Source organism: Trichocoleus sp. FACHB-46, assembly GCF_014695385.1.
GTDB lineage: Bacteria > Cyanobacteriota > Cyanobacteriia > FACHB-46 > FACHB-46 > Trichocoleus.
This window is the reverse complement of the sequence record NZ_JACJOD010000088.1, coordinates 1-14,923: the sequence shown is the minus strand read 5'-3', so window position 1 is coordinate 14,923 and position 14,923 is coordinate 1. Positions and strand designations below refer to the sequence as shown.

Genomic DNA, 14,923 nt, shown 5'->3' with positions numbered 1-14,923 from the left:
CAGATGGTAAACTGCCAGCTATTGTCGTAATTGGTGGCTTTGGCATTTCCTCGATTGCCCATCGCTGCTTGTGGAAACTGATAATCCCCACAAGGAATCAACTCATCCAATCGCGCTTTTTTAATGCCCTTAATTGATGAGCAATCCATGATGATGTCATAACCTTCTGCGTCAGTGAGTTGAGCATCAGGCAGCAGGGTTCCTTTGGATAGGAAGCTACAGCAGTTATTGCTTGAGTAAGCCACAGCTTGGTAGCCTAAGTCAGTCTGGCAAGATGAGGAAATAGCCACTCATGCCTGCCCCCCTGTTTGTGGATTTACGGCAACGAATTCTTAACGCCTATGAGGCAAAAGAAGGCTCGCAGCGCCAACTAGCAAAGCGCTTCAAGGTCAGCTTATCCTTTGTCAGAGACTTGATGCGACACTATCGCGCAACAGGAACGGTGCAACCCAAACCTCATGGAGGAGGAGCCGTTGCCAAGTTGGGTCAGGAGCACTTACCCATCGTTACAGCCTTAGTCCAGGCTCAACCCGATGCCCTTTTGACAGAGTTCTGTGAGCGCTTTTGCCAACAAACTGGGATAGAGGTAAGTATATCGACGATGCAACGGGCTGTGTCTCAGCTCAAGTTGAGCGTTAAAAAAACTCTGGGTCAAGGATTTGCGCTTTGCTTATCGGTTGTGGAGTTTGACAATCGACCCACGCAATCTGGTCTGCATGGATGAAACTGGCATTCATTTGGCGATGACACGCTTGTATGGTCGTGCTCCCATTGGGGAGCGCTTGTATGACAGTGAGGCCCCAGAGCATCGAGGCAAGAATATCTCGTTGATTGGTGGCATGAGTATCGATGGTTTGATTGCCACCTTCACCATTGTCGGCAGCGTCAATACCGACGTGTTCCTGTTCTACATCCAAGAGATTCTGATACCTCGACTGTGGGCAGGAGCAATCATTGTGATGGATAACTTATCGGTTCATCATGCCTCAGTTGTTCACGAAGCGATCGAGGCTGTTGGAGTCCAAGTTGTGTTTTTGCCGCCTTACTCCCCCGAGTTTTCCCCAATCGAGTTATGTTGGTCGAAACTCAAGCAACTGTTATGCTCGGCGAAAGCTCGAACTAGCGAAGCACTCGACCAAACATTAAGCAAGGTGATCAACGAGTGCATTTCTGATGAGGATGGGTCTGAGGCAATCACATGCGGTTGCTCATCCCAATGTCGCAGTAGAGCTAAATCAGCGGAGGTAGCAAGGCGGAGGGTCACCATAAAACTAATGCTTTTGATAATTCACTGATAATTTTCGGTACGAACGCGATCGCATCGCCAGCAGCGTCACGATCAACCCGATCAATCCAGTCAAGGTAAACAAAAGAGCAATTCCACGATCGGCCCCTGTGCCAAACCAACTGCCAATCAGATCGGCACCCGCGCCTGTGGTCATCAAGGGAATAAAGATGAACTGGGCGATTGGTCCAATCATAAACGCGGTTAGTGGGGATGCTGCCTGTTCGATGCTTTGAGCAAACCCGAATACCCGACCCTGACGTTCGAGCGGAATCACGGCTTGGATAATCGTTTGCTCGGATGCTTCAACCACCGGAATCAGACACATGTAAATGAAGACACCGATCGCCAATAATGCGATCGATGCCTGAATGGTGAAGAACGCTGCAATAACCCACATGGCAATATTCGCCAGAAATAGCGTTCTGAGCGGACTTTTTCCCAACCCTACCTTGCCAACCACCAATCCACCGACAATAAAGCCTACGCTCAAGAACCCCCACAGCGTGCCCCAGACTTGGACGGAAACCAGGGATAAGCCATAGGCATCCATCAAAGACATGAAAACTCCACCCAGGAAGTTGTTGAAGCAGTTGAAGAAAATCAGTCCAAACAGTCCGGGAACCAGATGGATTGCTCGAATCGTGCCGCGAATATCGATGCGATTGGTCTGCTGCCCCAGATGGACAACTCCCTTTTCAGGAATGGCGAGCGTCACTAAATGGAGAACCGTCAGAATCATCAGACCCATCGCAAACACCAGCATCCAGTATGCGCCCAGAAATCCGATTACCATGCCACTAAAGAGCGACGCAACGAGGAATGACACCCCATTTGCTGTGCCCACTAGCCCGTTTGCTTTGTCGCGTTCTGCTTCTGGAATCAAGATTGTCACAAGGGTGGGTAGGGCAATCGTGCGAATGTTTCCGGCGATCGCTCCCACCAATGCCAGCGTGATAAAGCCCCAAAGCGGCACACTGGCAGGATTTGTAAAAACAGAGGATGGAGTTGAAACAAAAATAATATAGGCGAGGATGTACAAAATCAGAGAACAGGTACTCGAAAGCAGCATTGCTGTTTTCTTTTTGTATCGATCCACCAAAGATCCCAGGAAGAATCCAGAGAGAGCAACCGTCACCAGATACACACCTGCCATGACTGACATCACCAACACGGACTTCGTTTGCAGATACACCCAAAACGTGACGGCAAACCAAACAAAATTATTGGTCAGCGAAGCTAACAATGAGTTCGCTAAAACCGCGTAAAAAGTCTTGGTCATTCGCCAACCCCTCAATTCCTCAATTTCATATTGTCTCTGCCAACTTAGAGCTTCTTGAAATATCGGGCGATCGGTAACAGCCCAAAGCCTAGCTTTTCGTAAGTGTGACGGGCTGGAGCATGACCCGGATCACCTCCAGTCTCAACCATTGCAACAGACATTCCAGCATCTTTCATCCAAAAGAGGGCAAATTCCATTAAAGCCGTGCCGATGCCTTGACCTTGAAAATCTGGATCGACTGCAACCATATAGACTTCACCCATGCTGCTCTCTGAGTGGAGTTTCACGGCGACAAAGCCCACAGTTAAACCAGTATCGATTCCTATAGCATCACCCTCTGCACTCATTGCCATCCACACATTTGTGTCTTCGGCAGTGCAGACTTCTTCAACAGCCTTTTGCTGGCTCACGCGCCAACCATCGGGATAGAATGAGCGATACACATCAGCGTCTATCACTTGCTGAAGTGAATCAAAGACTGGAGTCCAAGCTCGAAGCGACAGCCGAACGACTGTTTCAAGTTGGCGATCGCCATAAGGTTCAATTCGAATTTTCATGGTTGATAGCGGTGATTAGCCCGAAGAGGGAACTGCTTCGCATCGCATTTACTAAAACAAGACCATACAGTGATATAAAGTTGAGTGCACGGGGTTGGACAGGTAGCCTCTCTAGTAATACTACATCATACTACAAAAGTAATTGGGAATGAGGGAATGTGCTTTTAGATGGCGAGAGAATCTCAATCAGCTAGTTAACAAATATCCACGCGACACCCAAAGGCAAATCATATTGAGCATCGCGTGGATAATTTTTTCTGGTAGTAGAGTTGCTTAACGTTTTACTGCTTCCGCCGATAATGGGCGGTCATGAAGTGATGCCACTGCCCGTCATCTCCCAACATATGGGAAGTCAAGATTCTGTGATCGTCGCTTTTGAACTCGATCGCGTCTTTGTATTTTGCCATCTTCTCTTCACCCGTCATTGTCGGTCCATCGGAAGCAAGCGTTAGCACCGTTTCACCTGCGTCTAATTCACCGTCATATTGCCAGAGATACGTCATCATTGATCCGACCCAAGTGCCTACGTAGCGCTGTTTCTGTGGGTCGTAGCCCAGGGTCATCAGCGTTGTCGCAGGACCACAAGGCATCTCGCCCTGTCCTTCCGCCAATATCCAGAGCCCACCCAGTGAGCGAACCGTCTCAGTTCCTGTTGATTTTACAGAGGGTTGGTCTGGTTCCATCATTGCTTCGGTTTCATAGGTCCATTCACCCACCAGCTTCTGGAGCCACTGATGTTCTTTCTGAGGTTGAGCGGACATTGGTGAAATTTGTTCGGTTTTCGTGGTTTCCATCTTTATCTCCTTGTGATGAATCTTGATGAATGAGGATTGCGATCGCGGTTCACACTTCTATTTCTGAGCAGACTCAACTCGATCAACTGCGCTGGATTCCATGTACACCAGCTCCCAAATGTGACCATCTAAATCTTGAAATCCATGTGCATACATAAACCCGTGGTCTTGAGGTTCGTTGTAAGTTGTGCCACCTGCGGCGATCGCATTACGAACCATGTCATCCACTTTTTCTCGGCTCTCCATTGATAAGCAAGTCAACACTTCGGTACTTTTGGTCGCATCACAAATCGGATTTGGGGTGAATGTCTGGAACTTCTCATGGGTCAAGAGCATCACAAAGATGTTCTCAGAGACAATCATGCAGGTAGCTGTTTCATCGGTAAATTGAGGATTGAACTGGAAACCAAGTTGCGTAAAAAACTCGATTGATTGTTGGAGATCTTTGACGGGTAGATTGACGAAAATTTGAGTACTCATGATTTCTCCTGTGTAGTGCTTCGAAATCAGTCTGCGCAAAGTTGAAAGTAGTAAAACGCTCAAACGACCTGCTCGCAGTTGACCATCCACGGTGTCCCGAACTGATCAATCAACATGCCAAAACGGGCAGACCAAAAGGTTTGAGCGATCGCCATTTTCACTTTGCCGTTTTCTGCCAGAGCGTAAAAAATCCGTTCTGCCTCGTCTGGGTCGGGTACACTCACCTGCACATAAAAGCCTTGAGGGGGTTCAAAATATCCCGGTGGGCAGTCAGATCCCATGAGGAGGCGATCTTTCAGTTCAAGACAGGCGTGCATGATTTTGTCATGCCACTCCAGTGAAACATTGTCTGCGGAGGGTGCCTCTTTATGCGTCATCATCATGGTGATTTTGCCCCCGAGACATTGCTCATACAACTTGAACGCTGCCTCACAGTTGCCGTCGAACATCAGGTAAGAATTGAGTTGCATTGATTTCTCCTTTAGTTATCGATTCTGCGTTTTGATCAGCTAATCGGTCGCAGATGCAGTTACTCTTGCTGTCGCGTTTCAATCTGGGCACGAATGCGGTCTTCCTGCTCCCTTAATTCGGGGGTCAGGACTTCACCAAAATCCTCTGCCTCGAATACGGGACGGATTTCAATATCAGATTCTCCTGACATTGGGTTGGGGCAGCGTTTCACCCAAGCGATCGCCTCTTCCATTGAGTCCACCTGCCACAGCCAATACCCTGCAACTAGCTCCTGCGCCGGAGTGAATGGTCCCTGGGTGACGGTGCGTTCCGTACCTGAAAACTTCACCCGCACCCCTTTTGAGCTAGGATGAAGCCCCTCACCGGCGAGCAAGATACCTGCCTTGGCTAATTCTTCGTTGTACTGCCCCATTTCAGCCAAAAGCTGTTCGCTCGGCATGACTCCAGTTTCGGAGTCTTTGGTTGCTTTGACAAAGACCATGACTTTCATTGTGAAATCTCCTGTTGAGTGGTTTTGAGTTGGATTGCTAAGGGTGTGCCGATCGCGAACTCGCTGCGACACGCTTGAGTTCATCAATCTCAATCTTCTTCATTTGCAGCATGGCAGTGGTCACGTTTTGAGAGGTTGCCGCATCGGGGTGATTGAGCAACTCAATCAGAATGCGAGGAATAATTTGCCAGGAGACGCCGTATTTGTCCTTGAGCCAGCCGCATTGTTGTGCAGTTTCATCTCCACCCGCAGACAGTTTTTGCCAGTAATCGTCCACTTCTTCCTGGGTATCGCAAAAGACCTGGAAGGAGATCGCCTCGTTAAATTTGAAGGTCGGACCTCCGTTGAGTGCTGTGAACGGTTGACCATCGAGTTCAAAGCTGACGGTCATGACGGTTCCGGCTGTTTTTCCGTGAATTTGCTGTCCAGCTTCTCCGTATCGGCTGATGTGGATGATCGTGGAATTGCGAAAAACCGATGTATAAAACTGAGCGGCTGCTTCAGCTTGATCATCAAACCATAAACAGGGAGTGATGTTGGGATTGTTTTGCATGAGGGTTCTCCTTGAGTTCAAGCGGTTGAGGACAGTCATGACTGTGCTGGTAGTCCCGCAACTTCAATGACAGGACGAATTTCGACGGTGCCAACTTTTGCACCTGGGATTCGAGAGGCGATCGCAATGGCCTCATCGAGATCTTGAGCATCAATCAGAAAAAAACCACCCAATTGTTCATGGGTTTCCGCAAACGGTCCATCCGTTATCAGTGATTTGCCGTCACGGACACGGATACTAGTTGCTGTGGCGACAGGGTGAAGTGGAGCAGTTGCCACAAATTGTCCTTTGGTATGCAGTTCTTGGGCGAGTTGAGCAGATTCTGCATAGCAATGCTCCCGCTCGGTTTCGCTCAAGGCGTTTTCATCCATGTAGATCAGCAGCATGTATTTCATTCGGTTGCCTCCATTCTTTGCCTTTGCAAATAAGTCGAACGACATCAGCTCAAATCGACACCTCTTAAAAATTTTTCGTCAGGTACGATTGAACTTTGCCTCCTTTGTAAGTCAGTCGAACGGCGATCGCTCAAATCGACACCTCTTGAAAATTTAATTATTTAGTACAATTGTTCTTTGCTGTCGTGTATTGTTATCGTGTTCCCTTATAAGTCCGTCGAACAGCGATCGCTCAAATCGACACCTTGTCAAAAGTTTTGATGTCTTTTTATGTCAGATATGGCTTCAAACGCAAAATCGGATGTTGCTCAGGCGATCGCTGACACGTACCGCACTGAATGGGGGCGGATTGTTGCCATCCTGATTCGGCTGGTGGGAGATTTTGATGTGGCTGAGGAAGCAGCACAAGAGGCGTTTACAGCGGCGGTGAATCAGTGGCAAGCTGGCGGGATTCCTGATCTCCCCCGCGCCTGGATCATCCGAACTGCACGTTACAAAGCGATCGATCGCCTGCGACGACGGACACGACTCACCGAAAAACTGGAGTGGTATGCAGCATCTGGGTTAATTCCATCGAGCGAGGCGCCAACCTACGACTCTGGTGAAATTTCAGACGATCGCTTGCGGCTGATCTTTACCTGCTGCCACCCCGCACTGGCGATCGAGTCGCAGGTCGCTCTAACGCTGCGAATGTTAGGTGGACTAGAAACCGACGAAATTGCCCGCGCCTTTCTCGTTCCTACAGCAACAATGGCACAACGGTTGGTACGTGCCAAGCGCAAGATTCGGGATGCGGGAATTCCCTACAAAGTACCCGACACAACCGCTGTTTCTGCCCGAATCGAGGCAGTGCTGACGGTGATTTATCTCATCTTTAACGAAGGTTATGCGGCGACCAAAGGCGAGACAATCGTGAGAGCTGACCTCTGCACCGAAGCCATTCGGCTAGGACAACTAGTGCGAACGTTGATGGCACCCCAACCGCCTTCAGAAGTCACGGCACTAGTGGCGCTGATGTTACTGCATGACTCGCGGCGGGATGCCCGTCTGGATGAGGCAGGCGATCTCATTCTGCTCGAAGACCAGGATCGCAATCGTTGGAATCACCCACAAATTGCTGAGGCGTTGCCATTAGTAAAAGAGGCACTGCGCGGCGGAACGGGTGTTTATGCTCTGCAAGCGGCGATCGCCGCCCTCCACTGTCAGGCAGCACGAGCCGAAGAAACAGATTGGGCGCAAATCGTACAACTCTATAACCTTCTGGAACGCTTACAGCCTTCAGCGATCGTGTCACTCAATCGGGCCGTGGCGATCGCGATGGCAGACAGTCCTCAAACAGCACTTGAACTCATTGATAAACTTGCCACAGAACTCGACAGCTATCATCTGTTCCACGCTACCCATGCGGATTTATTACGGCGGATCGGAGCGCTCCAGAAGGCAGCCCAGAGCTACAGGCGAGCACTGGAATTGGTTACAAATGACAGCGAGCGCCGCTTCCTGGAGCGTCGGCGGCGCGAAGTGCAGCCCTAACGTCTTCACATTCAATTTAACTCATGGAAAGTTCAGATATGGATAACAATCCCAGCATCCTCTCACACGTCTCCATCGGCACTAACGATTTTGAACGAGCGATCGCCTTCTATGACGCTGTGTTGCCAACGTTGGGCTGCAAGCGGTTGATGGAGCATCCGGGGGCAGTTGCCTATGGCAAACAGTATCCCGAATTTTGGGTAGGAATTCCATTCGACGGGCAGGGTGCAACCGTTGGCAATGGCACCCACATTGGCTTTATTGCTCCTACCAAAGAAGCTGTCCACGCCTTCTACGAGGCAGCACTCGCAGCAGGAGCCAAAGACGATGGTGCCCCTGGTGGCAGACCCGACTATAGTGAGCCGTATTACGGCTGCTTTGTGCGTGATCCGGATGGACATAAGATAGAAGCCGCCTTCTGGGATGAGCAGCTTGAGCCCGAGGTCACTTGATTGATCATGTCCATCCTCGGATTGCTGATGTTGCTGGCAGCAAACAGTTTTACCATGAGTTGTGATGCATCAGCCGCTCCCTCAGAATCAAGGTCAGGGCAAGAGCTAGATATTAATCTGAATAAATCTGATTAATATCTAGCTCAGGAGAAAAGTCATTACTAGGGAGATACTGCCCCGAACCTGCGTGCCATTGACATCTGGATTGGCAATACTACTAACCGTTTTTGCAACACAATCCCCGTTTTTGTGTCTGCGTATTTCTCTACTCAAGTAATTCCAGGTTTCGGACTGCGCCTTGATCCGCGCTAGTTGCCAGTAGGGCATAAGCCTTGAGTGCTGCTGTCACCCGTCGCTGCCTAGCTTGTGCGGGCTTCCAGGCATCTTTCCCTTTTGCCTCCATTGCTGCTCGGCGGGCGGCTAGTTCCTCTACCGACAAATCGACCTGGATGCTGCGATTGGGGATGTCAATCAGAATGCGATCGCCGTCTTGTACCAGAGCAATGGTGCCGCCTGCTGCCGCCTCTGGAGAAACGTGACCAATTGAGAGACCCGAAGTCCCACCGGAGAAGCGACCGTCGGTCAATAAGGCACAAGCCTTACCTAGTCCCTTTGATTTTAGGTAACTCGTGGGGTAGAGCATTTCCTGCATCCCAGGACCTCCGCGCGGACCTTCATAGCGAATGATCACTACATCCCCTGCTTCCACTTCATCGCTGAGAATTCCTTTGACGGCGGCATCCTGACTTTCATAAATGCGTGCCTTGCCTTCGAACACCAGAATGCTTTCGTCCACCCCTGCCGTCTTCACAATACAACCGCGCTCGGCCAGGTTACCGTAGAGCACCCCTAGGCCACCCTCGCTGCTGTAGGCATGTTCGTTGCTGCGGATACAGCCGTTCTCCCGATCCAGGTCAAGGGAAGGCCAACGCGTCGATTGACTGAATGCTTGCTGAGTTGGAATTCCCGCCGGACCCGCCTTGAAGAAGGTATGAATCGCTTCGTCACCATTGCGCATCACATCCCAGCGATCGAGGGCTTCCTTGAGGGTTGGACTATGAACGGTCGGCACATCGGTGTGAAGCAGACCCGCTCGATCCAGTTCACCGAGAATCCCTGGGATACCACCCGCCCGATGCACATCCTCCACATGATACTGGGGCGTGTTCGGAGCGACCTTACAGAGTTGCGGCACCTGACGCGAGAGGCGATCGATGTCGGTCATGGTGAAGTTGACACCCGCTTCCTGGGCAGCCGCCAGCAGGTGCAGAATCGTGTTGGTCGAACCACCCATGGCGATATCTAGCATCATGGCATTCTCAAACGCCTGGAAGCTGGCGATCGCTCGTGGTAGCACCGATTCGTCGTTTTGCTCGTAGTAGCGACGAGTGATACTTACAATCGTTCTCGCCGCGTTGAGGAACAGATCCTTGCGGTCGAAATGGGTCGCTAGTACCGTGCCGTTTCCGGGCAAGGAAAGACCGATCGCCTCGGTGAGGCAATTCATAGAGTTGGCGGTGAACATCCCAGAGCACGAGCCACACGTTGGGCAGGCAGAACGCTCATACTCCTCGACCACCTCGTCACTGAGTTTGTCGTTGGCGGCGGCCACCATCGCATCCACCAAATCTAGCTTGTGTTCCGCGAGCTTAGTCTTACCCGCTTCCATCGGTCCCCCAGAGACGAATACAGCAGGAATATTAAGACGCAGGGCAGCCATCAACATGCCGGGAGTGATCTTGTCGCAGTTGGAAATGCAAACCAGCGCATCTGCACAATGGGCATTCACCATGTACTCGACCGAATCCGCGATGATCTCTCGCGAGGGCAAGCTGTACAGCATGCCGTCATGCCCCATAGCGATGCCATCGTCTACAGCAATCGTGTTGAATTCTTTGGCAACTCCACCCGCCGCTTCAATTTCACGGCACACCAACTGACCGAGATCCTTCAGGTGAACATGCCCTGGCACGAATTGGGTAAAGGAGTTAGCGACGGCAATAATGGGCTTCTCGAAATCCTCGCTCTGCATTCCAGTGGCGCGCCAAAGCGCACGGGCACCGGCCATATTGCGTCCCTGAGTGGAGGTTCTAGATCGATACGTCGGCATGGCGCAATCTATTCGTCTAAGGAGTTGGAATAATCTCAATTCTATTGGAAATTAGCATTGGAAGTTGATAGAACTACTGCATTGCCCAAAATAGTAGGGGCAAAGCTCGGGGTAACCTACAGTTGATCGGTGGCAGTTGAGATCATTTCAATTCATTTGGGAGTTTCGATAAACGGAGTTAGCGTAGATTGCAAGCTGGGCACGATTTCGCAGGTTTAGGCGATCAAATAAGTGAGTGACATGGGTTTTCACAGTGCCTTCAGCAATAAAGAGTTGTTCAGCAATTTCTCGATTCGTCGAGCCATCTCCAATCAATCGCAGTACATCTTGTTCTCTTGGGGTCAGTGATTCTATGTCGGGGGAGCTTGGTTCTGACACCTCGGCTTCGGATCGGATTGCTATCACCTTTTCTATTAACCCTGGTGCCATCTGAGTGTAGCCCCGGTGAGCAAGCCGAATTGCCTGTACTAACTCATCGGATGGCATATCTTTGAGTAAGTAACCTTTAGCACCCGCTCGAATGGAGTCAGAGATATACTCGTCATCATCAAACGTACTCAGCACCAGAACTTTTACCTCTGGAAACTGCTGACAGATGGTTCGTGTTGCAGCCCGCCCATCCATTACAGGCATTCGCACATCCATCAAAACCAGGTCAGGCTGCAAAGCGGCAACCTGCTGAACCGCGACTTCGCCATTGCTAGCAGTCGCAACCACGCACAAGTCAGATTCCAGCTCCAGCAGAGTCTTTAAGCCCTGGATGATCAGGGGCTGATCGTCCACTAGTAGTAGACGAATCGGGGAAGTAGGGGTTGCTGCGCCTGATTCAATCTGTGTTCCGCTCACTGTGCCCTCCCAGCGTTTCAGTGCCCGTCACAATAGCCAATTCAAACTCTTTAGTCCTTACTCAGAAAATCTCTTCGGGTCTAGTTTGTCGCTATCTGCGATCGCGAGCTTAACCCCTTAGGGTGAAATTTCTATTCTCTCACCGGGATGCCTCTCGTGCCGTTCAGGATGATTTTGCAAAGGAAGTTTAACGATAATGCGACATCCGTTTTCTGGTTTTGTTTCTAGGTGCAGAGTCCCGTTAATGGCTGCGACTCGTTCTTGCATTCCCTGCAATCCAAATCCGTTGCTTCGTTGGTTTGGATCAAATCCCTGGCCATTATCTTCAATCACTAAATTCACATCGGTCGCAGTGGTACTCAGTTGAATGTTGACTTGGGTCGCTTGGGCATGTTTTTTAATGTTGGTTAACGCTTCCTGCACAATCCGATGGAGCGTCTTGCTCATTCTAGGACAGATGATGGTTTGCCCCTTGACTGAGGCTGAGACCGCAACACCCGTACCCTGTTGAAAATCTTTTGCTAAGTGAGCGATCGCCTCCTCCAAGGGTGGTGCTTCTGCATCCTCGCGCAAGGCTCTAACCGATCGCCTGACCTCCTGCATTGCTGTGGCTGCCAACTGCTGTGCCTGTTGCAAAAATGTATGGGCCTGATCTGGATCGCGTTGCCAGAGTTTGGCAGCAGTTTGTAGTTGAATATTCTGTGCCGTCAGTGTATGTCCCAGCGAGTCATGAATTTCGCGGGCAATATGGTTTCGTTCCTGTAACGCTGCTAACTCTTCAATCTGCAACGCATATTGTCTCAACTGTTCATGCGCTGCTGCCAATGCTTCCTTGGCCTGTCGCTCTGAAAGTAAAGTGCTGACTAATTTCAATACAAAGAACAAACCCAACCCAAACATCAATGTTTCGGCAATCAGATGCATCCAGAACAGATGGCGATCGCTGGGCTCTACGAGTAAGGTAATGTTTTGGACATAGCGCACCTGATGCACCAGAAACAGCAAAAAACTCAATCCCGCCACTATCCATCGCATGAGTGGCTTAAATAGAAAACAACTTTGAATTAGAACGATTAGATACAGCGTTGGTAATACATGCAGGTAACCCAGCGTTGCTCCATAGAAAATCAAGCCAATTTCGATACCTACATAGAGCAATTTGTAAGACAGTTTACCACCGGGCAAAATTGCTGCCATCACGCTTAGGACCGCAAGGACGAGAACGTGTTGAACAGGTACTTGATTCTCCCCAAAAGACTCCATGATGGCAAAAGAGAAGCAGGTAGCAATCATTACCCATTCTGCATAAAGCAGAAACCGGAAAGGATTCAGTTGGGGTTTGAGCGATCGTTGGAGAGCAATCATGGTAGGGCTTCAGCGAAATTATTTCCTATTAATACTCCAGTTCCTGCCATACACCATCTCACTTTCGTTATGAGTCACTCATCTGAGGTAGGTCGAAAGTTATAGGAATATCTACTTACACTTCAACGAAAGTCTGAGCAGCATCCTCAATTCGTTGAGGCGCGATTCAAGACGTTCTTCAGAAGAAAATAACGAATCAATTTTTTAGGGTAGAGACATAGCAGTTCTCAACCGGGTTGTTGCTTGTTAAGGATGAAACTTTGCTAAGTGTAGGTTCCACGCCTCGAAAGTAACAACTTTTAACACAATTACAGAGACAACTCAGCCACAAAGATACTTTCTAAGGAAGCTGACGATTTGACTTGTTGTTTGCAGGACATCAACTTATGAAACTTCGCTATCGCGGTGTTGGCTACGAAATCGCTCAGGCCGTTCCATCTCAACCGATGAGCGTTACTCCAGTCACACTCATCTATCGGGGTAATTCATATCAGAGCAATCAGCACCAACTCATGCCTCATGGGATTGGTAGCCAGCACTCTATGACTAACCAATCGCCTCAAATTACTTCCCTTCCTAGAACTATAGCAAGGCCGCAACTGATTTACCGCGGTGCTGCTTATACCCCTTAATGTTGGTACAAAACATAGCTCAGTTTGTTGCAGTTCAGGAGATAAAATTATGCATCTTATTTGTCGTGGACACATCTACCCTTACATCCCGACTGTGCCCCAGCCCTATGTTAAGCCTCATGCTTTAAATTGGCGTTTCCAATCCCCTGAAGAAACTTACGAAACTGGCTTTGTTCCTCAACCCTATGTCAAACCTCGTGCCTTGAACTGGCGCTATCAGTTGGCCGCAGGGTTGTAATGCTCAACTAATTTCATGGAAAAAGTTTCATGGAAAAAGAATCAGCGATCGCTGAAAAGAATCTGTCTTAGCTATTGATAGCTCTCATACCCTCATGAAACTCAACAATAATCAAACTTGGGAACAAGTTGCAAAGGCAGAGTCATTGCCAACCCTGCTGCTAGACGCGATCGACTATCTCCCATTGTTATATCAAGAACAGTCGCTGCCAGAGTCGCAGTTGCAGGAGCGACTTGCAGAAATTTATCGTGAGTATCGGCGATCGCACACTTACTGGCAGACCGAGGAGGAGCTGGTTTACGGGGCAAAAGTGGCTTGGCGCAATAGCACAGGTTGTATTGGACGGATCTTTTGGGAAACGTTCAACGTGCGAGATCTGCGCCATCTCGCCACCGCAGAGGAAATCTTTGAGGCGATCGTCGATCATCTTTATCAGGCAACCAATGGCGGCAACATTCGTTCCACCATTAGCATTTTTGCACCCGTTGCCCCGGGGCAACCTGGGATTCGTATTTGGAATTCACAGCTAATTCGCTATGCAGGATATCGTCAACCAGATGGCTCAATCATCGGTGACCCTGAGCAAGCGGAATTCACCGAACTCTGTCACCGCTTTGGTTGGAAAGCGCAAAGAACTCCATTTGATGTCTTACCGTTGGTCATTCAGATGCCAGGACAAAGGCCTCAGTGGTTTGAACTTCCCAAAGCAGCGGTGATGGAAGTCCCGATTGTGCATCCTGACTATGAGTGGTTTGCCGAACTCGGACTCAAATGGCATGCGCTTCCCGCTCTTTCAAACTGGCGATTAGAGATTGGCGGTATCTCCTATTCCTGCGCACCCTTTAGCGGGTGGTATATGAGCACTGAAATTGGTGCCCGAAATTTTGGAGATGAGCAGCGATACAACCTATTACCTGCGATCGCTCAACGAATGGGGCTAAACACGGGCTCAAAACTATCGCTGTGGAAAGATCAAGCGCTTGTTGAACTGAATCGAGCGGTTTTGCATTCGTTTACCGCCTGTGGGGTCAAGATCGTCGATCATCATACCGCGTCTGCCCAGTTTATGCAGCACTGGCAGCGAGAAGCCGAGGCTGGACGCATCGTGCCTGCGGATTGGGGGAGAATCGTGCCGCCAATGTCTGCTTCTACAATGCAGGTGTTTCACCAAGAGATGCAAGAGATTTGCCTCAAACCCAATTTTTTTCAACAGCCTGCACCTTGGAAACGAGGAAGCAGCGATCAACCCTCCTCCATTCCGTCTGCGCTTGACGACTCACAGCCCAAGCAATGTCCTTTTCATTAGCTGCTCTTCAGCGACGCTCACTCTATAGAACCCATTTGATATCTCAGGAAGTAGCTGCAAGCCGCTTCAGCATTAGCCTGACAAAGCAGAGATTAATTTTAGTTTCTGCATGAGATAGAGTTTGCTCAAAGTTT

Annotated in this window: 19 protein-coding genes; 7 read left to right on the top strand and 12 right to left on the bottom strand. The window is 49.7% G+C overall.

Annotated elements, in window-relative coordinates; all coding sequences use genetic code 11:
- On the bottom strand, positions 1–290 hold a 290-nt coding region (locus tag H6F72_RS29345; protein WP_199299387.1), incomplete at its 3' end, for a hypothetical protein.
- A 2-nt stretch (positions 291–292) separates the two neighbouring features.
- Between H6F72_RS29345 and H6F72_RS29340 the strand changes: the two genes are divergently transcribed.
- Positions 293–724: a transposase gene (locus H6F72_RS29340; RefSeq protein ID WP_190443532.1), complete on the top strand. Its 432-nt coding sequence runs from the start codon at positions 293–295 to the stop codon at positions 722–724.
- Positions 717–1,295: an IS630 family transposase gene (locus H6F72_RS29335; protein WP_190443530.1), complete on the top strand. Its 579-nt coding sequence runs from the start codon at positions 717–719 to the stop codon at positions 1,293–1,295. The genes H6F72_RS29340 and H6F72_RS29335 overlap by 8 nt, the downstream gene beginning before the upstream one ends.
- Here H6F72_RS29335 and H6F72_RS29330 read toward each other — a convergent pair.
- From H6F72_RS29330 to H6F72_RS29295, 8 genes are all read right to left on the bottom strand, one after another.
- Positions 1,272–2,567, bottom strand: coding sequence for an MFS transporter (locus H6F72_RS29330; protein ID WP_190443528.1), 1,296 nt, complete (start codon positions 2,565–2,567; stop codon positions 1,272–1,274). The genes H6F72_RS29335 and H6F72_RS29330 overlap by 24 nt on opposite strands.
- 44 nt (positions 2,568–2,611) lie before the next feature.
- Entirely contained in the window at positions 2,612–3,124 is a 513-nt protein-coding gene (locus H6F72_RS29325) for an N-acetyltransferase (protein ID WP_199299386.1), read from the bottom strand.
- Between the two features lie 281 nt (positions 3,125–3,405).
- A complete protein-coding gene (locus H6F72_RS29320; protein WP_190443526.1) occupies positions 3,406–3,918 on the bottom strand; it encodes a DUF1579 domain-containing protein in 513 nt (170 codons plus the stop codon).
- Between the two features lie 57 nt (positions 3,919–3,975).
- Positions 3,976–4,398 (bottom strand): VOC family protein, encoded by a 423-nt coding sequence (locus H6F72_RS29315; RefSeq protein ID WP_190443523.1) that lies wholly within the window; start codon positions 4,396–4,398, stop codon positions 3,976–3,978.
- Between the two features lie 59 nt (positions 4,399–4,457).
- Entirely contained in the window at positions 4,458–4,868 is a 411-nt protein-coding gene (locus H6F72_RS29310) for a VOC family protein (RefSeq protein ID WP_190443521.1), read from the bottom strand.
- 59 nt (positions 4,869–4,927) lie between these two features.
- Complete coding sequence (locus H6F72_RS29305) at positions 4,928–5,359, bottom strand: YciI family protein (protein WP_190443520.1); 432 nt, start codon at positions 5,357–5,359, stop codon at positions 4,928–4,930.
- A 37-nt stretch (positions 5,360–5,396) separates the two neighbouring features.
- Positions 5,397–5,912, bottom strand: a complete 516-nt coding sequence (locus tag H6F72_RS29300) for a VOC family protein (RefSeq protein ID WP_190443519.1) — start codon at positions 5,910–5,912, stop codon at positions 5,397–5,399.
- Between the two features lie 35 nt (positions 5,913–5,947).
- Positions 5,948–6,307, bottom strand: a complete 360-nt coding sequence (locus H6F72_RS29295; protein WP_190443518.1) for a YciI family protein — start codon at positions 6,305–6,307, stop codon at positions 5,948–5,950.
- A 279-nt stretch (positions 6,308–6,586) separates the two neighbouring features.
- Between H6F72_RS29295 and H6F72_RS29290 the strand changes: the two genes are divergently transcribed.
- Together H6F72_RS29290 and H6F72_RS29285 are read left to right on the top strand one after the other, a co-directional pair.
- Positions 6,587–7,840, top strand: coding sequence for an RNA polymerase sigma factor (locus H6F72_RS29290; protein WP_190443517.1), 1,254 nt, complete (start codon positions 6,587–6,589; stop codon positions 7,838–7,840).
- Between the two features lie 38 nt (positions 7,841–7,878).
- Positions 7,879–8,292, top strand: a complete 414-nt coding sequence (locus H6F72_RS29285) for a VOC family protein (protein ID WP_190443537.1) — start codon at positions 7,879–7,881, stop codon at positions 8,290–8,292.
- 265 nt (positions 8,293–8,557) lie between these two features.
- On the opposite strand, the gene ilvD is transcribed toward H6F72_RS29285, so the two are convergent.
- From ilvD to H6F72_RS29270, 3 genes are all read right to left on the bottom strand, one after another.
- A complete protein-coding gene (ilvD, locus tag H6F72_RS29280) occupies positions 8,558–10,402 on the bottom strand; it encodes a dihydroxy-acid dehydratase (RefSeq protein ID WP_190443516.1) in 1,845 nt (614 codons plus the stop codon).
- Positions 10,403–10,549: 147 nt separating this feature from the next.
- A complete protein-coding gene (locus tag H6F72_RS29275) occupies positions 10,550–11,248 on the bottom strand; it encodes a response regulator transcription factor (RefSeq protein WP_348252726.1) in 699 nt (232 codons plus the stop codon).
- A 117-nt stretch (positions 11,249–11,365) separates the two neighbouring features.
- The gene (locus tag H6F72_RS29270) at positions 11,366–12,613 is read right to left on the bottom strand and encodes a sensor histidine kinase (RefSeq protein ID WP_190443515.1); all 1,248 of its coding nucleotides are present in this window, start codon (positions 12,611–12,613) and stop codon (positions 11,366–11,368) included.
- Between the two features lie 386 nt (positions 12,614–12,999).
- Between H6F72_RS29270 and H6F72_RS29265 the strand changes: the two genes are divergently transcribed.
- The 3 genes from H6F72_RS29265 to H6F72_RS29255 all read left to right on the top strand — a co-directional run bounded on the left by H6F72_RS29265 (position 13,000) and on the right by H6F72_RS29255 (position 14,789).
- Positions 13,000–13,245 carry a DUF4278 domain-containing protein gene (locus tag H6F72_RS29265; protein WP_190443513.1) on the top strand — a complete coding sequence of 82 codons (246 nt, stop codon included), beginning with the start codon at positions 13,000–13,002 and terminating at the stop codon, positions 13,243–13,245.
- Between the two features lie 49 nt (positions 13,246–13,294).
- Complete coding sequence (locus H6F72_RS29260; RefSeq protein ID WP_190443511.1) at positions 13,295–13,483, top strand: hypothetical protein; 189 nt, start codon at positions 13,295–13,297, stop codon at positions 13,481–13,483.
- Between the two features lie 94 nt (positions 13,484–13,577).
- Positions 13,578–14,789, top strand: coding sequence for a nitric oxide synthase oxygenase (locus H6F72_RS29255; RefSeq protein ID WP_190443509.1), 1,212 nt, complete (start codon positions 13,578–13,580; stop codon positions 14,787–14,789).
- Positions 14,790–14,923: the final 134 nt, after the last annotated feature.